This window comes from Candidatus Anaeroferrophillus wilburensis (assembly GCA_016934315.1).
Taxonomy (GTDB): Bacteria; Desulfobacterota; Anaeroferrophillalia; order Anaeroferrophillales; family Anaeroferrophillaceae; genus Anaeroferrophillus; species Anaeroferrophillus wilburensis.
The window spans coordinates 91,395-106,782 of sequence record JAFGSY010000020.1; the positions used below are offsets into that span (position 1 = coordinate 91,395).

Here is a 15,388-nt window from a genome sequence, read left to right on the forward strand (position 1 = left end):
GCAATTTTTTAACACACCGTTTTACCATGCGTCAAGAAAATTCCATGGAATCGGCAAGGTCTTAGGCGGGACAAATCCTTGGCAAAATTCTCCCCGATCACCTATGGAATTCGATTATCAATAACTGAAAATTTTTCTACGAGCCTTATCCTTACCTTCCCAGAGGTATGCGTTGGAGGAGCAGGAATGGTTTTTCAGGACAATCCTGGCGCAGCAGAGTCAGGGAGTCGACCATTGTTTCCCGCAGATCATCAGTAGATAGTAACCGCTTGAGAGCTGCTCTCAGAAGCTCCCGTTCCTGTGGGTCTCGGACCTTGTCTGTCAGGGTGAGGTGGAAACGATATTCATCCAGGACATAAGGATATCCCCACATACGAGTATAATATTCCTGAATCGGCGACAAGTTGGCGGCTGAGCGACGCTGCACCTCGGCAGTGGATGGCGGAGTACGAAAGGAATCAAATTTCTGGACGACATCTCTTGCCAGCCGCATAAGCTCGGCAGAGGCACTACTCGGCATGAGACAGAAAAAACTGCTGATGAGCGAGATCTGCAGAGGGGACAGCAGAATAGAATGGCAATCGGCGGCGAACAGTACTAAAGCCTCCTGGATTTGGCTTTCAGTTCGGCCGGCAGCCAGATAGAATGGCGCTTTGAGAGTAGCGTGAAAGCCATAGCGGCGGGGAGAGGCGGTAAGCGCATGAAACCGTTCACGAGGCAAACCGGGAACCTGGAATTGCTCTGTTTCTTCCAGGCAGTTGTTGTCCCGGCCAAGCCATTGTCTGCCAAAAAGGGCCAACGGTGATGCGGGTGCCGGGGTGAAATAGATGGCATAACGGGGCAACGTGGTTGATGACTGTTTCATGATGCTGATTGACAGAATGGAGGGATAACGGGATGTTCCACCTTTGTGCCCATGGAAGCAGAGAGGCTTATATTTTCCAACAGGCTGATAAAATCTGCCGACGTGGCAGCCAAAGTGCCGGAATTATCAAAATTGATGAGATTGCGGGTTTGAAGCAACGGTGTCCTGGTCAAGCGCTTTTCAATGTCAGAGAGATGTTCTCTCCCCCGCCCTATAAGCCGCTGCTTAAGAATCTCCGGCTGGGCGGTAATGTTTACGGTAACAACCGCAGGAAACATCTTTTCCAGGTTGGCAGCCACCTGTCTGGAGATGGAAAGTATTGTCACTGCCGATGGGTCCACAGTACAGGGAATTTCAGCATAGGGAATTCCATAGCAATGGTTATGGGCTTGCCAATCGGCGACAAAGAATCCGTGGGAACGGAGAATCTCAAACCCCTGCCGGTCAACAAAAAAGTTGTGCTCATGGTCATCTGGAGGACGGGTAACATAACGGCGGGCAAAATGGAAGTTGCGTCGCCCAGACAAGCGTGTTCTTGCCCGGGAAATCAGCGTGTCTTTGCCGGCACCGCTGGCGCCAACCACCAGTATGATGATCATGGCTGGGGTCCGTATTTACAGAGAAAAAGCCGCACATTGCAAAAGTCAGGCAAACGGCTGCCAAGGGTTTCATGATCCCAATGCCACCATTCACTGGCGGAGAGGGCTTTACGGACGCCCACGGGGAATCGGTAGCGCAACAGCCGCGCGGGAACCCCGGCTACAATTCCGTAGGCCGGCACATCTTTAGTGACGACCGCCCCCGCGCCAATAACCGCGCCCTCGTTTATGGTAATCCCCGGCAGAATGACAGCTCCGTGACCAATCCAGACATCGTGGCCTATGGTTACTTCCTGCCTGCGCCGCCAGGCAAAAAATGTTTCATCATCATGTGGAGCAAAACCATAGATCTTTTTCCGATAGAGAAAATGGTGCTGACTGACATAGTCAATGGGATGATTGCCAGGATTGATCCGAACGCGAGAGGCAATGTTGACGAATTTGCCGATCCGGGCATGAATAATACTGCAATCTTCCATGATGTAGGAGTAATCATCAAGGATTGACTCAGTCAACTCACTGTGCCTCCTGATCTCGGTATAACGCCCCAGTGAGCTTTTGATAACCCTGGCCGCCGGAGAAATACAAGGTTCCTCACTCAAGGAAGCCGGGCTTTCAGGATTGTGGGATTCAACATACTGCACGAACCAACTCCTGTCTCAGCAAAGCCGTTGCATGGCTGCCGATTCCGCTGTAAATTATAATGCCGTTTTTAATGGTCATGACAACTCTGGGAATTTGCTCATCTTCAATAACCACCAGATCAGCCAGGCTGCCCGGCGCTATTACCCCGCGGTCTTTGAGACCGGCTATCCGCGCAGGCGTTGACGAAACCATGGCAAACCCGGCAGGCAGGGGCATCCCCAACTCCCTTTCAAGGACATACGGCACCTGGAGCAGGGAGGAGGGATGGTAATCTGAACAGACAAAATCACAAACCTGTTCCGAAATCAGTTCCCTTGCGGAAATATTGCCGCTCTGGCTCTCCCCCCGAATAACGTTGGGGGCTCCCATACCGGTGGCCAATCCCCGGCGATGGGCATGACGGGCAACACCAACACTCAGGGGAAATTCGGATATGGTCACCCCCATGTCAGACAGAAAATCGACTTTCTCCACCATATCATCATCGTGGGAAGCGAGCATTATGCCGCGGGCGGCGGCAGCGGTAAAAAGCTTCCGCAGCAGTTCGTAAGAGATGTTTTTATCACGAAGTTTCTGGGCAATGATCTTATCCGCTTCGCGGCTGGAAATACCATAGGCAGGGAGATGGAAGCGCTTCCAGCTTTCAACACTCTGGAACTGCCCCTGCCCCGGAGTATGGTCCATAACCGATAGCAGGTTGATAGTATCATCATCGATAAGTCTTTTGATCTCCGCCACCGAAGCGAATGAGGTCAGTTCATAACGGGCATGAATCAGGTTGTCGATGGTCAGCTCCTGTTCGTTGGCAGTGACAATCTGCCTGATCAATTCAGCTGCTTGCCGGGTACCCCGGTTGCCGGTTAAAGAGGCATCATTGAAACCGATGGCATGGAACATGGTGGTAATGCCGGCCATTCCCAGTTTTCTGTCCAGTTCAGTGATGGCCATCTGTACCGGAAACCTGGCGCCTGGCCTTGGTTCGATCTCCTTCTCGATGGCATCGGAGTGGAGATCAACAAAGCCGGGGGCAACCAGCCGGTTACCCACATCACAGGCCTCCATCATACTTCCATGGGGAGCTACGGCAACAATCTTCTGGTCATCAACAATGATGTCGGCGGAGATGATATCGTCGCCAACCAGTACGCGGTAAGAGCGAAAAACATTATACATCATGGTTCCCTTCCCTTTCAGGCTGTTTACGGCACCTCATAGAAGTCATCAGCGATTTTTTTTCTCATTGCGTGGTCATGAAAAATTCCCACCAGGGCGATGTTCTGTTTTTTTAATTGCTGCAATAAAAAAAGCACTTTTTCCGCACTTTCAGGATCCAGCGATGCGGTTGGTTCGTCCAGCAGAATAAGTGGGCGGGGGGCAATCACTGCCCGGGCTATATTGATCCTCTGTTGTTCACCGCCGGAAAAGGTCAAGGGAGAAAGCTCAAACAAATCCTGACGAATCCCCAGAAATGTCAGCAAACCGGATGCCTCCTGGTAGGCTGATTCAACCTCGCAACCCTTTTCAATCAAGGGGGCCGCCACCACCTTCAGGGCCGTGACCCGGGGCAGCATTTTGAGAAACTGGGTAACAATGCCAACCTCTTCCTGGCGTTGGCGAAGAACTTCAGTTGCTGAACAGGTTGCCAGATCAATGGTGGTTCCATCTTCCCGGTAAAGATCAATACTGCCGCCGCCGGGAAGATAAGTCCGGTAGATAGTTTTCAGAATGGAGGATTTGCCGGCACCGCTGGGGCCGGATAAGGCCAGGAGATGATGTTTTTTAACTTGAAAGGCAACATTGCTGAAGCCTGTCACCCGGATGCCGCCCCGATTATGCAGCGTAAAATATTTGTGCAACCCTTTAACATCAAGTTTAATCATGTCATCCTCTTCATGGTTGAGCGCTCCCGACGATGAACTTGCAGTTTCCCTAAAGAATGCTTGAAACCAGAAGCTGGGTATAAGCATGCTGTGGATCTTCAAGAATCTGATCGGTCAAACCCTGCTCAACGATGGAGCCATTTTTCATGACAACCGTCAGGTCGGTAAGGTGCTTGATAACCCCCAGGTCATGGGAAACGACAATCATGGTAAACCCCATTTCCAAGCGTAAGGCCTTGATGAGATCAAGAATCTTGGCCTGGACTGAAACATCGAGACCGGTAGTTGGTTCATCGAGAAGTAAAAGCTGGGGTGAACTGGAAAGAGCTTTGGCAATCTGGATACGCTGTTGCTGGCCGCCGGAAAAGGATTCCGGGTAGTCGTCAATGCGTTCCGTCGGAATCTCAATTTTCTTGGTATACTGCAGAACCTGCTGGCGAATTACCCCGTATTTTCTCTCTCCGGAAGCGATAATCTTCTCGGCAATATTGCCGCCAGCGGAAAAAAGAAAGTTAAGCCCAAGGCGGGCATTCTGGTAGATCATCGACATCCGTGTATTGCGGATGCGTGAAAGTTCATTATAAGAGAGTTCCATCAGGTTAACATGTTGTTCCTTGTCATCGGCAGGAAGCTGAAAAGAAACCGAGCCTGACGTTGCCTGCAAATCCCGGTAGATCAACTGCAACAAGGTGGATTTGCCACTGCCTGATTCCCCGACAACTCCAAGAACCATTCCTGTTTCAACCTGTAAATTGACTTGATTAATCGCAACGACACTCTGGCACCGGGGGCAGATGGCCCGATCATGGTGATTCCCGGTAAGCACCAAACAGTCCGGGCAGCCGCTTCCGTACACCTTGCTTAATTTCTCAATAGTGAGCAGCAACATCATTCTCCTGCCAGGTTGCGATCACAAAAATCCGTATCACTACAAAAAAAATGGCTGCCATCATCCAGGTACACCTGGTCAAAGAAGACAGCACTGGCGCCGCAGCGTTCACAACTGACACCAGGAAAGGATTCAACCTTGAATTCCCGGTCGTCAAATTTAAGCGGGCGAACCGCAGTGTAGGGGGGAATGGCGTAAATGCGCTTTTCCCGGCCGGCGCCAAAGAGCATCAGAGCAGGATTATTATGGAGTCGGGGAATATCATATTTAGGTATGGGAGAAGGGTCCATAAGATAGACGCCGTTGATTTCCACCGGATAGCGATGGCTGATGCGGCTATCTCCAAATTGCGAGGTATCCTCATATAAAAGCACCCACATTTTGCTGTAATCATGATTGGCGTGCATGATTTTCTGGATGGCAGTATCGGGTTCAACGGTCGTCAGGACTTCCGGGTAGGGAACCTGGAAAACGAGGATCTGTCCTTCGGTTAAAGGAGTTTCCGGAATCCGGTGCCGCGTCTGGATTATCGTCGCTTCCCCGGTTATGGTGGTGGTCGCAACATCGGTAACCGACGTAATAAAATCGCGGATGGTGACAGCATTGATGGAACCGTCACAACCTTGGTCAATGACTTTCAGGATGTCTTCCTCAACGACAGAGGAGAGTGTGATCTGCAGACCACCGGTACCCCAGCCCCGGGTGATCGGCATTTCCCGGGAGGCAAAGGGAACAGTATAGCCTGGAATTGCAACAGCTTTCAGCAGTGCCCGGCGGATTTCTTTCTTGGCATCCTCGTCGATAAAGCCAAATATTTTTTTACCCATTTTTTCCCTCCTCCTGCCGGCGGGCTTTTTCATAGACCTGGATATCCGCCTGAAAAGTGACATAATGGGGCAGCTTGAAGTGGTTAGCAAAGCCCATTGACTCGATGGCATCCACATGGTGAATAATCATTTCCGGTTCAGTGGCCAAGGAAGTTCCGCCAACAGAAAACCCCGCATAATTCATGGCAAGATCAAGAATTGACATGGAAATAGCCTTGGTTTCATTGTAGCCGAGGCAGAATCCATAGCCGGTTGCAAGGCGCATCTCGCCATCAACCGGACTCCGGACAAAGGTTCCCACGGTTTCACAGGCGGTTACCCGGATCTCGCCAATGGCCACTGAGCGGTTGGTAAAAGGATGGATAAACGTGATCTTCAAAGTGCCTAGACGGAGATCTCCGATAGTCGGATGAACATCACCGTATCCTCGCATCGAGGTGTAGGAAAAGGCGAGCATGGCCCCGGTTTCACCCCGGGCCATAATCTGCATGATTGCACTGCGGGGATAGGGAGGTAGCGGAAAAGTCCTGGTTACATCATGGGGCTTTTCTTCCAAATTTGGCAACTCCATGATCATATCTTTATCCCGTAAGGGCTGCAAAGCGCTTGCAAGCACAATGGTTGTATGATCATCTGTCCGACCCGTTATGGCGCTGGCTTCAAGCAGGTGATCAGTTGTCGGGCTGCCACTTTCTCTCCCTAGCAGGCGGACCTCATAATCGCTGGATGGGCCTAGCAGCTGCCCACCACTGATGTCCTTGAACGTAGCTGAAATGCGGCGTATGAGCCGCATCTTGGCACTTTCCACGATTGCCGCATTGCCAATACGCTGGCATGATGATCGATGTGCCCGCAAATAAATTGAAGCTTCCAGGACGTCACCGCCGGCCCGCTTCAAGGCTTCCAGAGCCAGTTTGGGCGCGTAGAGAGCTCCCTCTCCCATAATCCGGTCGATGGCAAATGTAAGACCGTCCCGGAGGTCGCCATCGTCAAGCTTCCAGACCGGACTGAGCATGTCATGGAGAAACTTTTTTGCTGCCCCGATTGCCTGGCTACCTCCTTTTACGGCGACATAACTCATGAGGCTTTGCCCATTCTGGTGGTCCGTGATAGTGCAACCAGTTCTCCTTGATGAGAGACAAAAAAAACTTCAACGCCACAGGGGAACTCGCGATTTTTATGATTAAAAACTTCTAGAAAGTGTTCATCAACCGGCATAATGGCAGATCTCTGGCCGTCGATGCCCGGCCCTTCAAGTAAAACGAGCGGGCCGTCAACCAGATTTTTGACCGAAAAAATAAGGGTTGCTCCTCTTTCGGGGTTTTCATGATCTCCTTTTTTAGCGTCCTTCAGCAACGGCACGGATACATGGTCAGCAAACAGAAAGTCGGCATCCGTCGAGCACCGCCGGGAACCCCCGGTAATTGCCTCAACCAGGCGAAAATCAAGTTCACCGTCGTAATGGTAGCCGACTTCAGAATAAAGCATCAGTGAGGCCATCGCCAGCAGTGCCGAATCTCTGAATGGCATCAGCTGATGTTTGCTTCCCGGCCGTGACAAGGCTGCAAGACAGGCACGGAAATTAACCCGATTTAATCGATCGGTATCTATTTCCAACATGGCAATCCTCTCCAAACGGGGGATAAAAAAATTTTTCAGTTTACATCAGGTCAAAAGAAATCCTGGTTTTCTCCACAAGCAATTTCTCCTTGGCATGTTTTTCCTGAATGCAGTGTTCACCTTCAAGACCCAGCATGATGATATCAGCTTTTTTAATCCCGGCAGCAAAAGCAGCATCAACAACAGCCATCATCTGCGACAAAACGGGTTGGTCATCCATAACCATTGCCCATCCAGGCACACCGTTGACTTCGGCCACAGTGGCGGTTACCAGAACTTCACCAACGTAGAACTCTGCTTTGACAATGGGATCATAGACCGGCAGTAAAAGGCTCTGAACGGTTGGCGGCTTGACAATTTTGACACAGGCCTTTTCTTCTATTGCTTTTACCAGTTGCTCCAATGCCTCAGGCCCCACGGCTTGCAGCGCAAGGTTTAATTCTTCCCGATTAATAGCAGTAACCATCAACACACCTCTTGATCATAAGCAAACCGTGCAAGCGGACCGAGCCGTTTCCCAGCTATCGTACAAGTCGACCGGCAGGCATGAAAAACCACCACCTTGAACTGCCGGTTCTTCTTGCCGGACCACATGCTCATGCGGTCAAATAAATTTTTTCCTGACAACCGCACTCAATTTATCAATAACCCAGACCACCGTAACGATAATGATGATAATCGTGGTAACATCTGCATTTTCAAATGCTCTCACCTTATCAAAAAGATAAAAACCAATGCCCCCTGCCCCGACAAAACCAAGGATTGACGCACTACGGACATCCGATTCAAAGCGGTAGAGAACCATGGAAACAAAATGGGGCATGGTCTGGGGCATAACGGCGTAAATGATTATTTTAACAACCCCGGCGCCCGTAGCTGACAATGCCTCCACCGGCCCGGGGTCTATGGCTTCGTTGCCCTCGGCCAGTAATTTGGCCAGGACGCCGGCGGTATGGACCCCCAGAGCGAGAATGCCGGCCATCGGACCCAGGCCGACGGCTGAGACAAACAGCAGGGCCCAGACAATTTCATTGATGGAACGGCAGACATTAGCCATTAACATGGCACCCAGATAGATACTTCGGCGCAGGAACTGAATCAGGGCTGAACTTCCCGGAAGAAGAATGTCTAAAATATTGCGGGAAATAAGAAAAGAGAGGGGCAGACCGATGATTACCGACATGATAAGGGCTACCAGGGCCATTTCAAAGGTTTCGAGCATAGCCAGCAGGTAGACTCTCAGGTCAGCAAATACCAGCCGGGGGGGAAAGAAGCTGCTTCCTTCAATGGCTGGATTTCCGGCAATATAGGAATGCATGTGCGGCCATCCATCGATAAAAAGCTCCCTGAAACTCATTTCCGTGTTTTTCCAGCTCAGAACCAGAATACAGGCAAAAACCAAGGCCAAAACCATCGGCTTGAGTTTGAAAGGATTGGCAGCTTTTTTGATCTGTTCAATGTTCATGGATAACCATTAGTGAAAGTGCTGGGAAATGAGCCACGATTTTCGCCGGAACTATTGCTCTATCCATATCCCAAGTGAAAACCGCGGCCCATGAGTACGTGTGCGGTACTATTTTTTTGCCTGTTGTTCTTTTAGGGCTTTTTTCATGGCGATCAGTTTGCGTACGCCATCATACATCTGGTCATTACCAGCCAGGTAGCCCTTCAGCTTCAACTGCTCCAGCCCCTGAGGATCATCATAGGATACCAACGCCCCCTTGATGGCCATTTTCAAGGAAACGGGCAGATCTCCCCGGACAGCTATGGGCGAACCGGGAATCAGATCCGACTGCCAGATAATATTGAAATCATTTTTCGTCCATTGCTTGCCGACCCCACGGTCAAAATCAAGGTTGTTCGTTGATGCACCGTCTACTTTTCCGGCCTTCACAGAAAGAATGGATGATTCGTGGCTGCCAGAATAGATGACTTTGGAAAAATATTGCTGGGGGTCAATTCCCTGCTGGTTAAAATAGATTGTAGGCACCAGGGTTCCACTGGTTGAGTGGGGGTCGGTAAAGGCCCATTTTTTACCTTTCAGATCAGCGATACTGTTAAGCCCTGAGTCCTTTTTGGTGATAATATAGCCGTTATAGCCGGCGATGCCACTCAAGCCTATTTCAATACCAACGGCTTCGGCCCCGGCACGTTTAGCTGCTTCAACATATGATTTTGGCCCCAGGTAAGCCAGGTCAATATGCTTATGCTCCATGCCGGTAATGACCCCGGCATAGTCTCCGGCCGTCTGCAGCTCGATTTTTAAACCCAGCTGTTTTTCCAGGTAGGCGGTTAAATTACCGAATGTTTCACTCATGTTGCGTGAGGAAGCCACCGGGATAACGCCAAAGGTCAATTTTTCGGGCCACTGGGAAGTGTCGGCTTGTGCAGTTGTCAGCATGGCAGCCATGGTTACAAGGATGAATGCGCAGCATAAAATCCATCGATGGGGCATGCTCACTCTACGTAACGTTGTTTTCATTCGTTCCTCCTGATGTTTGTTTGCTTTCGTTGTTGATTATTTGTATTGGCGGTAACCCATTCAGGTGTCTTTCACCGGCTCGGCACGGCTTATGCCGCCAGGGCGGCTCCTGTCCGGTACACCTGGGCAATGGATTGGTTGCAGAGCTCCCCTGGCATGCCATCGAAGACGATCTGCCCGTCATTGATTCCAATGATGCGGGAGCAGTAGTGGCGAGCCATATCAAGATGATGCAGGTTGACCACCACGGTAACACCATAGAACTGGTTGACTTTCTGCATGACATCCATCACCATGGCGGCACTTTTCAAATCCAGTGCAGCCACTGGTTCATCGGCCAGAATCATTTCCGGTTCCTGAGCTAAGGCTCGGGCGATGGCGGTTCTCTGTCGCTCGCCACCGGACAATTCATCACACCGCTTCAACGCCAACCCTTCAATGCCAACCACCTTCATATATTCGTAAGCCTGCTCAAGTTCCGTACCGTTATAAAGTTTGATGACCGAGCGCATCAGAGGAATGTTTTTCAACATGCCGCTCATGATGTTATGCAGAACGCTTAGGCGATTGACCAGGTTGTAGCCTTGAAAAATAAAGCCGATCCGGGAACGGAGATCCTTCATCCCGCTTTTTGACAGACTGTTCAAGCGATGATCACCTATTTGGTACTCTCCGGAAAAAATTTTCACCTTGCCGATCATTGATTTCAACAGGGTACTTTTTCCGGCACCCGACAGCCCGATGATGCCGACAAATTCCCCCTTCTCTATACGAAGATCAATTGCTTGCAGAATGGGGGTCTGCACATAGCCGATGGTTACTTCCCGTAAAGAAATCATAGTCAGTCTCCCGTATTGTTAAAGAAGGTATCCGTTAGGCTGTAAAGGTATGAGCGTCACACTGCTCTTCTCAGCTTGGACAATAGGGGAATAATATAAGGTAGCGATAAAAGACTGGTGAATTGTTTATTAAATTGTGGGGGGAAGATATGCCGCTAAGCACTCCTAGTTCGATGGCCTCCTACCTTCCATCACACTTTTTCTTCCTTTAAGTGGAATAAAAGCGATGCGCCGGTAACCCGGCTGAGGCCGGTATGAAAAAGGGTGAGAAGCCAGATGGCCTGCAGCATGAAAATGGCAAGCGGCTGCCAGAGGGATGTCAAACCAGTTGGTAGATCAGGAATGCCTGCCACGCTGGCCGGCAACAGCCAGGCCATGCCGATATCATAGAAGATCGTCAGGATGGCCATGACCTGGTAAGCACTCCAACGGCCACCGCCCCGGTAATCGGCCCGCATAAATTCAGAAAAGCATCGCCACCCCTGGGTAACGACAACCACCAGTAGAAATGTCAGCCCATAGTGTCCCATCAGGAAAAACCACAAGCCCACCAGGCCGGCCCCGCAATTGATAATGGCGGTAACCCCCTGGATAGGGATCAGAGAGGTGCCATCCAGGCAAGCCTCGTAAGCAACTTTTTTGGTCTTACCAGTAAAAACAAAGTTGAATTTTGCAAAAAGAAAGCGACACCAGGGGGAACAGTGAACCAACGGCCGGCCGTAACAGCAGCCGAAACTGATACAGGCAAGTCGGCCAGCTCCTTCACCCACGGCGTAGGCTACGGCTACCGCCGCCATAATCGGCATGACCGCCAAGGGGGTCATCCAGCTTCCTGCCCATAAAAACCGGTTGAGAAGCATGACGAGGAAGGGTAGGACCAGGTTGCCAACAAAAACGGCCCCGGCTACCGTCAGAGTGGCACCTTTCCTTTCAACCAGACGAGCCATAATGCTGGCGGCAGGGATGCAAACAGCCAGCATGATCGCCACCAGCATAACCGCAGGCTGCAGATTGATACCGAGCGACCCGAACATAACCAGGACCAGGGCAGCGGCCAGCAGATAGGCATTGGCGGAAAGCAGACCATAATAGGTCAGGTTAACGCCCGTCCATTGGCCATCCGGACGTCTTCTGACAGGAATAACAGCCAGCATCTGCCAGCGTTCCCTGGTAAGATGAGTAAAGCTCCACCAGAAAATAACGGTCAGCAGGCCGGCCAGCGTCGCCACGAACATTATCGCCGTCATTGGTTATCACCATAAGTCTCTCCATGGAGCGAGCCAACGCCAAGGGCAATGGAGGAGCGCACGGCAACTTCGGTCTCCACCATGGGGGTGGAAAATCCGGTGCTGAAACGACTGTGGACCGCGGTGGTTTTTCGGTTGGCCAGTAAATCGGGATAAAAAAGAACTTTTCCCCTCTGAAAAAGCAGGATGTCCGTACTGCTGCCGGGCCGGTAGAGACTCTTTGGCTGACCTTTCTGGACCATCATACCAATCTCCAATTGACAGGGATTATTGTATGCCTCACTGCTGTAACATTGGACAATCTCGCCGATCATCAGGGCAACCACTTCGACCATGGCCGCCAGGCCAACCTGGCTTCCCCCCTCACAATCGGTATCAATGATGGTAACCACCCGCCGGTTTTTTGAAAAAGGAGTCACCTCCCGAACAACGGCACCGGGGTTGCAGGAATGGTAATCCCCCTGCAACTCATAAAAGTCTATAATGCGCCCGCTGACTGGAAGATGGTTGTAGTGGTACTTATCCGGGGTGAGCCTGAAGATCGCGATCTCCCCCCCCCTGAAAGCCGATAACCAGCGGGAGCGGTCAAGACCCAGCAGTTCTTCATAGGTGAAAAACTTATTTTTAAGAAAAATGGTCGAGTTGGGAGCCAGTGAGCCCACCAGCAGCAGCGCATCGGCCGGTGAAACAATCGCCGCAGGGAGATTATTCATGGGGCGGCATTCCCAGTAGCGAATCTGGCGCTCAAAAATCTTTCTGGCCGTCGTCAGCTCACTTTCAGGAACAAGACATTCAGAAAAATCGACCCCTGCCCGCCGCATGAATTTTTTCAATCGCTCCACCTGGCAGCACAAGGGCAGGTCAAAATTGAAGCTGCCCAGCGTTTTGGTGGCCCAGCAGCTGGTAAAGGCTCTGAACAACGGCGCCGCATGTTCGCGCACCTGGGAATAGAGAAATTGGATCACCCGGTCGGCATAGAGTTTTTCATCAATGATTCTACTGGTTCGCCGCTCGATGTATTGATGGCTCAGCAAGGTAGGACTCCTCCTTAATATCATGATGATTATACCCGAAGCGCTTTCGATCCAGATAGATAGTCAGCATCAACAACCTGATCAGGCGTTCAAGCAGGTTGACATCTCCATTTTCCTGGCGGATTTGGGGCTCGACCCGCCGCAGAAACGAAGCAACGTCAAGTCCATCAGGACCGGTAATTTTCTGTAGTTCAGCGGCGATTTCCCGGTGTGCCTCCGCCTGTTTTTCCAGGGCATGGCAATCATTTTCCCATTGCCGCCACGCCTTCCTGAAGTGCTGTTGCCGCAGGTCTTGACGATAAAAGAGTTCGGCCTGGTCGTTGAATTCTGCCGCTTTCATCTGCAGAGGTGATCGGCAGCAACCGCCAAGAATCTTTTTGGTGAGGCGGCCGGCAACCGCATAATCCTTATCCAGCAACCGCTGCTGCAGATCATCGAGCAGCTCTGTGGCAGCAAATTGTTCCACCTGTGCAGGGGCCTCCCGGCGCAGATAATCGATCAGCGCCAGACGATATGCCTGGTTGCCAACCCGCCAGTAGCCGGGATATCGTCGGCTGTTCCGCACCCCTGGTATATGGACCAGGAGATTGGCAAGGAAGCGATTACCACTGTTCCGGTGGACATAAAATGTCGGCAAACCAGCGGCAGCCCCAAAAAATATCTGCCGGCGCTCACTTTCAATGACCGGATCATCCGGCACCTGCCGATGGGAAAAACTACCGTTGAGAATCATCTGGCTGGCCACCGCCGTCAACAAGGCCTGCAGGTTTGCCGATCGCTTCAAATCATCATCTAGATCATCAAAAAGGCTGTAATGACGGCCTTCGAAACCGCAGTACCCATGGGTAGCAAGGGTCCGCGGACGGCATAAGACATAAAGGGCCATAGATTCGTCAAAAACACCTAACGCCGCCAGATCCTTTTTCAAACGCTCCTGACTCCCCAGGGAACCATCGAACGCCGGACTCCGATCAGTACTGAGAGGCGATACCAGGTAATCAATGAGGCGGTAATCAGCCACCCAGTCGCCCTTGAGCCGCAAACCGGCAGCCAGCAGACGATCCAACCATAATGGACCGAACGGGGTCAGTGGACGGCCAAGAAAGCTCAGGCCGGCCTTTTTCTTCCAGCGCCGCCAGAACATCCGCAGATGGGTATAGTCAAGTTCATGCGGCAGAAAACCAAGAACAGATTCGGGATGAAACTCTTCAAAGGCCAGACGATAGGGCGCTGCGGAATAGGCACCGACAAAAAGGGGCAGGAAATGTTCAATGAATTTAACAACCAGATCGCTGAACTTTTTTTCCGCCCTCTGGCTCTCATGGCCTCCGGCTGCCAGGCGCGTACTCAGACAACGGCTCCCAAGACTTATATGAGTACCGTTGTTGGCCAGGCTGGTGTTGGAAACATTGGGCAGAACCACCAGGTTGTGGTTAATGATGCCGGCCTCCCGCAGCTTGGCAACACAGTGCAACTGGCTGCGGCTTAACGCCTGGTGGCAAAGAGACATATAGGAAGCTTTTTCTTCACCACGACGCCAACCCGAAAGACAGGGACTCATAAAAAGTTCCCGATAGAAGGCATCACTGATAGAGCCGTTCAGGATCTTTTGCCGCAGAGGTGGGTGGGGGGCCAGATAAGCAATACATTCCTGCCCACGCCGGACAAGATCAAAGCGTTGGTTGGCATAGGCTGAAAGCAGCTGGGTGAGCAGATACCGCCTGCTGTTTTCTCTTGCCAGAGGAGCACCCACACCTTCCGCAGCTGAAGATACGACGTAAAAAGAAGTGGTCTCCGGTGAAGTATTATCATTGATAAAATGGTGCATCAGCCACGTATGGCACAAACCAGCCACTACCGAATTCTCGGACGGGTTACCGGCGGCTTCCACCAGAGCCAGTTTCAGCAGGTAGCTCATGGGTACCCGGATAAGCTCTTCACCACCGTCTCGGCAAACAGTATAGCGGCTGAGGTCATGACGACTGCCGACCGCCGGATTTTCCTTGTCAGCCAGCAGATCATGGTTCAGGATGTCTGCTGTCCAGGAAGAAAGGAGATGCCGGGGAAAGCGCACCCAACTATTTTCCCACACTCCATCCCGATTATTATCAAGATAACGTTCCAGGTCAGTAAGCGCCCGGCGTGGCAGATCACCAGCTGTAGACCGCTTGATAATATTGGCAAAATAGTTGGACTGTTCAATGAGCAGAGGCAGATCGACATCGTTGCGGGAACCAAGTACTGCGGTCTGCAGCTCGGTCTCCACACCTCCGGTCAGGTCTTCCGGAGTGAAAGGCTGGCAGTCATGGCACCAGCCGGCAAACTCCCCGACATCACTGGTGATGAGACTCCCGACCAAAGTAATTGCTTTGTTTTTTATCAAAAGAATCCTGTCTCCAAGCAAGGTGCTGCGTCAGGCTGCATAGATGATGTTTGACCGGGACCTTTTATAGTAACATCA

16 protein-coding genes are annotated in these 15,388 nt (G+C 51.4%); all 16 read right to left on the reverse strand.

What is annotated here, in order from left to right; translation table 11 throughout:
* Window positions 1–151: 151 nt before the first annotated feature.
* Entirely contained in the window at window positions 152–865 is a 714-nt protein-coding gene (locus tag JXO50_04920; protein ID MBN2332433.1) for a DUF1045 domain-containing protein, read from the reverse strand.
* Window positions 862–1,464 carry a hypothetical protein gene (locus tag JXO50_04925; protein MBN2332434.1) on the reverse strand — a complete coding sequence of 201 codons (603 nt, stop codon included), beginning with the start codon at window positions 1,462–1,464 and terminating at the stop codon, window positions 862–864. Before JXO50_04925 ends, JXO50_04920 begins: the two co-directional genes overlap by 4 nt.
* Window positions 1,461–2,108: an acetyltransferase gene (locus JXO50_04930; GenBank protein MBN2332435.1), complete on the reverse strand. Its 648-nt coding sequence runs from the start codon at window positions 2,106–2,108 to the stop codon at window positions 1,461–1,463. Before JXO50_04930 ends, JXO50_04925 begins: the two co-directional genes overlap by 4 nt.
* On the reverse strand, window positions 2,095–3,282 hold the full coding sequence (locus tag JXO50_04935) for an alpha-D-ribose 1-methylphosphonate 5-triphosphate diphosphatase (GenBank protein MBN2332436.1): 1,188 nt from the start codon (window positions 3,280–3,282) through the stop codon (window positions 2,095–2,097). Before JXO50_04935 ends, JXO50_04930 begins: the two co-directional genes overlap by 14 nt.
* 26 nt (window positions 3,283–3,308) lie before the next feature.
* Entirely contained in the window at window positions 3,309–4,076 is a 768-nt protein-coding gene (locus JXO50_04940; GenBank protein ID MBN2332437.1) for an ATP-binding cassette domain-containing protein, read from the reverse strand.
* Window positions 4,039–4,878, reverse strand: a complete 840-nt coding sequence (locus JXO50_04945; protein ID MBN2332438.1) for an ATP-binding cassette domain-containing protein — start codon at window positions 4,876–4,878, stop codon at window positions 4,039–4,041. The genes JXO50_04940 and JXO50_04945 overlap by 38 nt, the downstream gene beginning before the upstream one ends.
* The gene (locus tag JXO50_04950) at window positions 4,878–5,705 is read right to left on the reverse strand and encodes an alpha-D-ribose 1-methylphosphonate 5-phosphate C-P-lyase PhnJ (GenBank protein MBN2332439.1); all 828 of its coding nucleotides are present in this window, start codon (window positions 5,703–5,705) and stop codon (window positions 4,878–4,880) included. The genes JXO50_04945 and JXO50_04950 overlap by 1 nt, the downstream gene beginning before the upstream one ends.
* Window positions 5,698–6,786, reverse strand: a complete 1,089-nt coding sequence (locus JXO50_04955) for a carbon-phosphorus lyase complex subunit PhnI (protein MBN2332440.1) — start codon at window positions 6,784–6,786, stop codon at window positions 5,698–5,700. Before JXO50_04955 ends, JXO50_04950 begins: the two co-directional genes overlap by 8 nt.
* The gene (gene phnH, locus JXO50_04960; protein ID MBN2332441.1) at window positions 6,783–7,325 is read right to left on the reverse strand and encodes a phosphonate C-P lyase system protein PhnH; all 543 of its coding nucleotides are present in this window, start codon (window positions 7,323–7,325) and stop codon (window positions 6,783–6,785) included. Before phnH ends, JXO50_04955 begins: the two co-directional genes overlap by 4 nt.
* Window positions 7,326–7,365: 40 nt before the next feature.
* A complete protein-coding gene (locus JXO50_04965; protein MBN2332442.1) occupies window positions 7,366–7,791 on the reverse strand; it encodes a phosphonate C-P lyase system protein PhnG in 426 nt (141 codons plus the stop codon).
* A gap of 138 nt (window positions 7,792–7,929) precedes the next feature.
* Window positions 7,930–8,790 carry a phosphonate ABC transporter, permease protein PhnE gene (gene phnE / locus JXO50_04970; GenBank protein ID MBN2332443.1) on the reverse strand — a complete coding sequence of 287 codons (861 nt, stop codon included), beginning with the start codon at window positions 8,788–8,790 and terminating at the stop codon, window positions 7,930–7,932.
* A 108-nt stretch (window positions 8,791–8,898) separates the two neighbouring features.
* Window positions 8,899–9,780 carry a phosphonate ABC transporter substrate-binding protein gene (phnD, locus tag JXO50_04975; GenBank protein MBN2332444.1) on the reverse strand — a complete coding sequence of 294 codons (882 nt, stop codon included), beginning with the start codon at window positions 9,778–9,780 and terminating at the stop codon, window positions 8,899–8,901.
* A gap of 116 nt (window positions 9,781–9,896) precedes the next feature.
* Entirely contained in the window at window positions 9,897–10,646 is a 750-nt protein-coding gene (gene phnC, locus JXO50_04980; protein MBN2332445.1) for a phosphonate ABC transporter ATP-binding protein, read from the reverse strand.
* A gap of 191 nt (window positions 10,647–10,837) precedes the next feature.
* A complete protein-coding gene (locus tag JXO50_04985; GenBank protein MBN2332446.1) occupies window positions 10,838–11,893 on the reverse strand; it encodes a prolipoprotein diacylglyceryl transferase in 1,056 nt (351 codons plus the stop codon).
* Window positions 11,890–12,951: a phosphatidylserine decarboxylase gene (locus JXO50_04990; protein ID MBN2332447.1), complete on the reverse strand. Its 1,062-nt coding sequence runs from the start codon at window positions 12,949–12,951 to the stop codon at window positions 11,890–11,892. Before JXO50_04990 ends, JXO50_04985 begins: the two co-directional genes overlap by 4 nt.
* The gene (locus tag JXO50_04995) at window positions 12,890–15,310 is read right to left on the reverse strand and encodes a hypothetical protein (GenBank protein ID MBN2332448.1); all 2,421 of its coding nucleotides are present in this window, start codon (window positions 15,308–15,310) and stop codon (window positions 12,890–12,892) included. The genes JXO50_04990 and JXO50_04995 overlap by 62 nt, the downstream gene beginning before the upstream one ends.
* Window positions 15,311–15,388 lie beyond the last annotated feature (78 nt).

What these genes read in the sequence shown, in the direction of transcription:
- JXO50_04935 (MBN2332436.1), bottom strand. Translation starts at nt 3,282, where the DNA reads ATGTATAATGTTTTTCGCTCTTACCGCGTACTGGTTGGCGACGATATC.
- JXO50_04965 (MBN2332442.1), bottom strand. Translation starts at nt 7,791, where the DNA reads ATGGTTACTGCTATTAATCGGGAAGAATTAAACCTTGCGCTGCAAGCC.
- JXO50_04920 (MBN2332433.1), bottom strand. Translation starts at nt 865, where the DNA reads ATGAAACAGTCATCAACCACGTTGCCCCGTTATGCCATCTATTTCACC.
- JXO50_04990 (MBN2332447.1), bottom strand. Translation starts at nt 12,951, where the DNA reads ATGATATTAAGGAGGAGTCCTACCTTGCTGAGCCATCAATACATCGAG.
- phnH (MBN2332441.1), bottom strand. Translation starts at nt 7,325, where the DNA reads ATGTTGGAAATAGATACCGATCGATTAAATCGGGTTAATTTCCGTGCC.
- phnC (MBN2332445.1), bottom strand. Translation starts at nt 10,646, where the DNA reads ATGATTTCTTTACGGGAAGTAACCATCGGCTATGTGCAGACCCCCATT.
- JXO50_04955 (MBN2332440.1), bottom strand. Translation starts at nt 6,786, where the DNA reads ATGAGTTATGTCGCCGTAAAAGGAGGTAGCCAGGCAATCGGGGCAGCA.
- phnD (MBN2332444.1), bottom strand. Translation starts at nt 9,780, where the DNA reads ATGCCCCATCGATGGATTTTATGCTGCGCATTCATCCTTGTAACCATG.
- JXO50_04940 (MBN2332437.1), bottom strand. Translation starts at nt 4,076, where the DNA reads ATGCTTATACCCAGCTTCTGGTTTCAAGCATTCTTTAGGGAAACTGCA.
- JXO50_04985 (MBN2332446.1), bottom strand. Translation starts at nt 11,893, where the DNA reads ATGACGGCGATAATGTTCGTGGCGACGCTGGCCGGCCTGCTGACCGTT.
- JXO50_04925 (MBN2332434.1), bottom strand. Translation starts at nt 1,464, where the DNA reads ATGATCATCATACTGGTGGTTGGCGCCAGCGGTGCCGGCAAAGACACG.
- JXO50_04945 (MBN2332438.1), bottom strand. Translation starts at nt 4,878, where the DNA reads ATGTTGCTGCTCACTATTGAGAAATTAAGCAAGGTGTACGGAAGCGGC.
- phnE (MBN2332443.1), bottom strand. Translation starts at nt 8,790, where the DNA reads ATGAACATTGAACAGATCAAAAAAGCTGCCAATCCTTTCAAACTCAAG.
- JXO50_04950 (MBN2332439.1), bottom strand. Translation starts at nt 5,705, where the DNA reads ATGGGTAAAAAAATATTTGGCTTTATCGACGAGGATGCCAAGAAAGAA.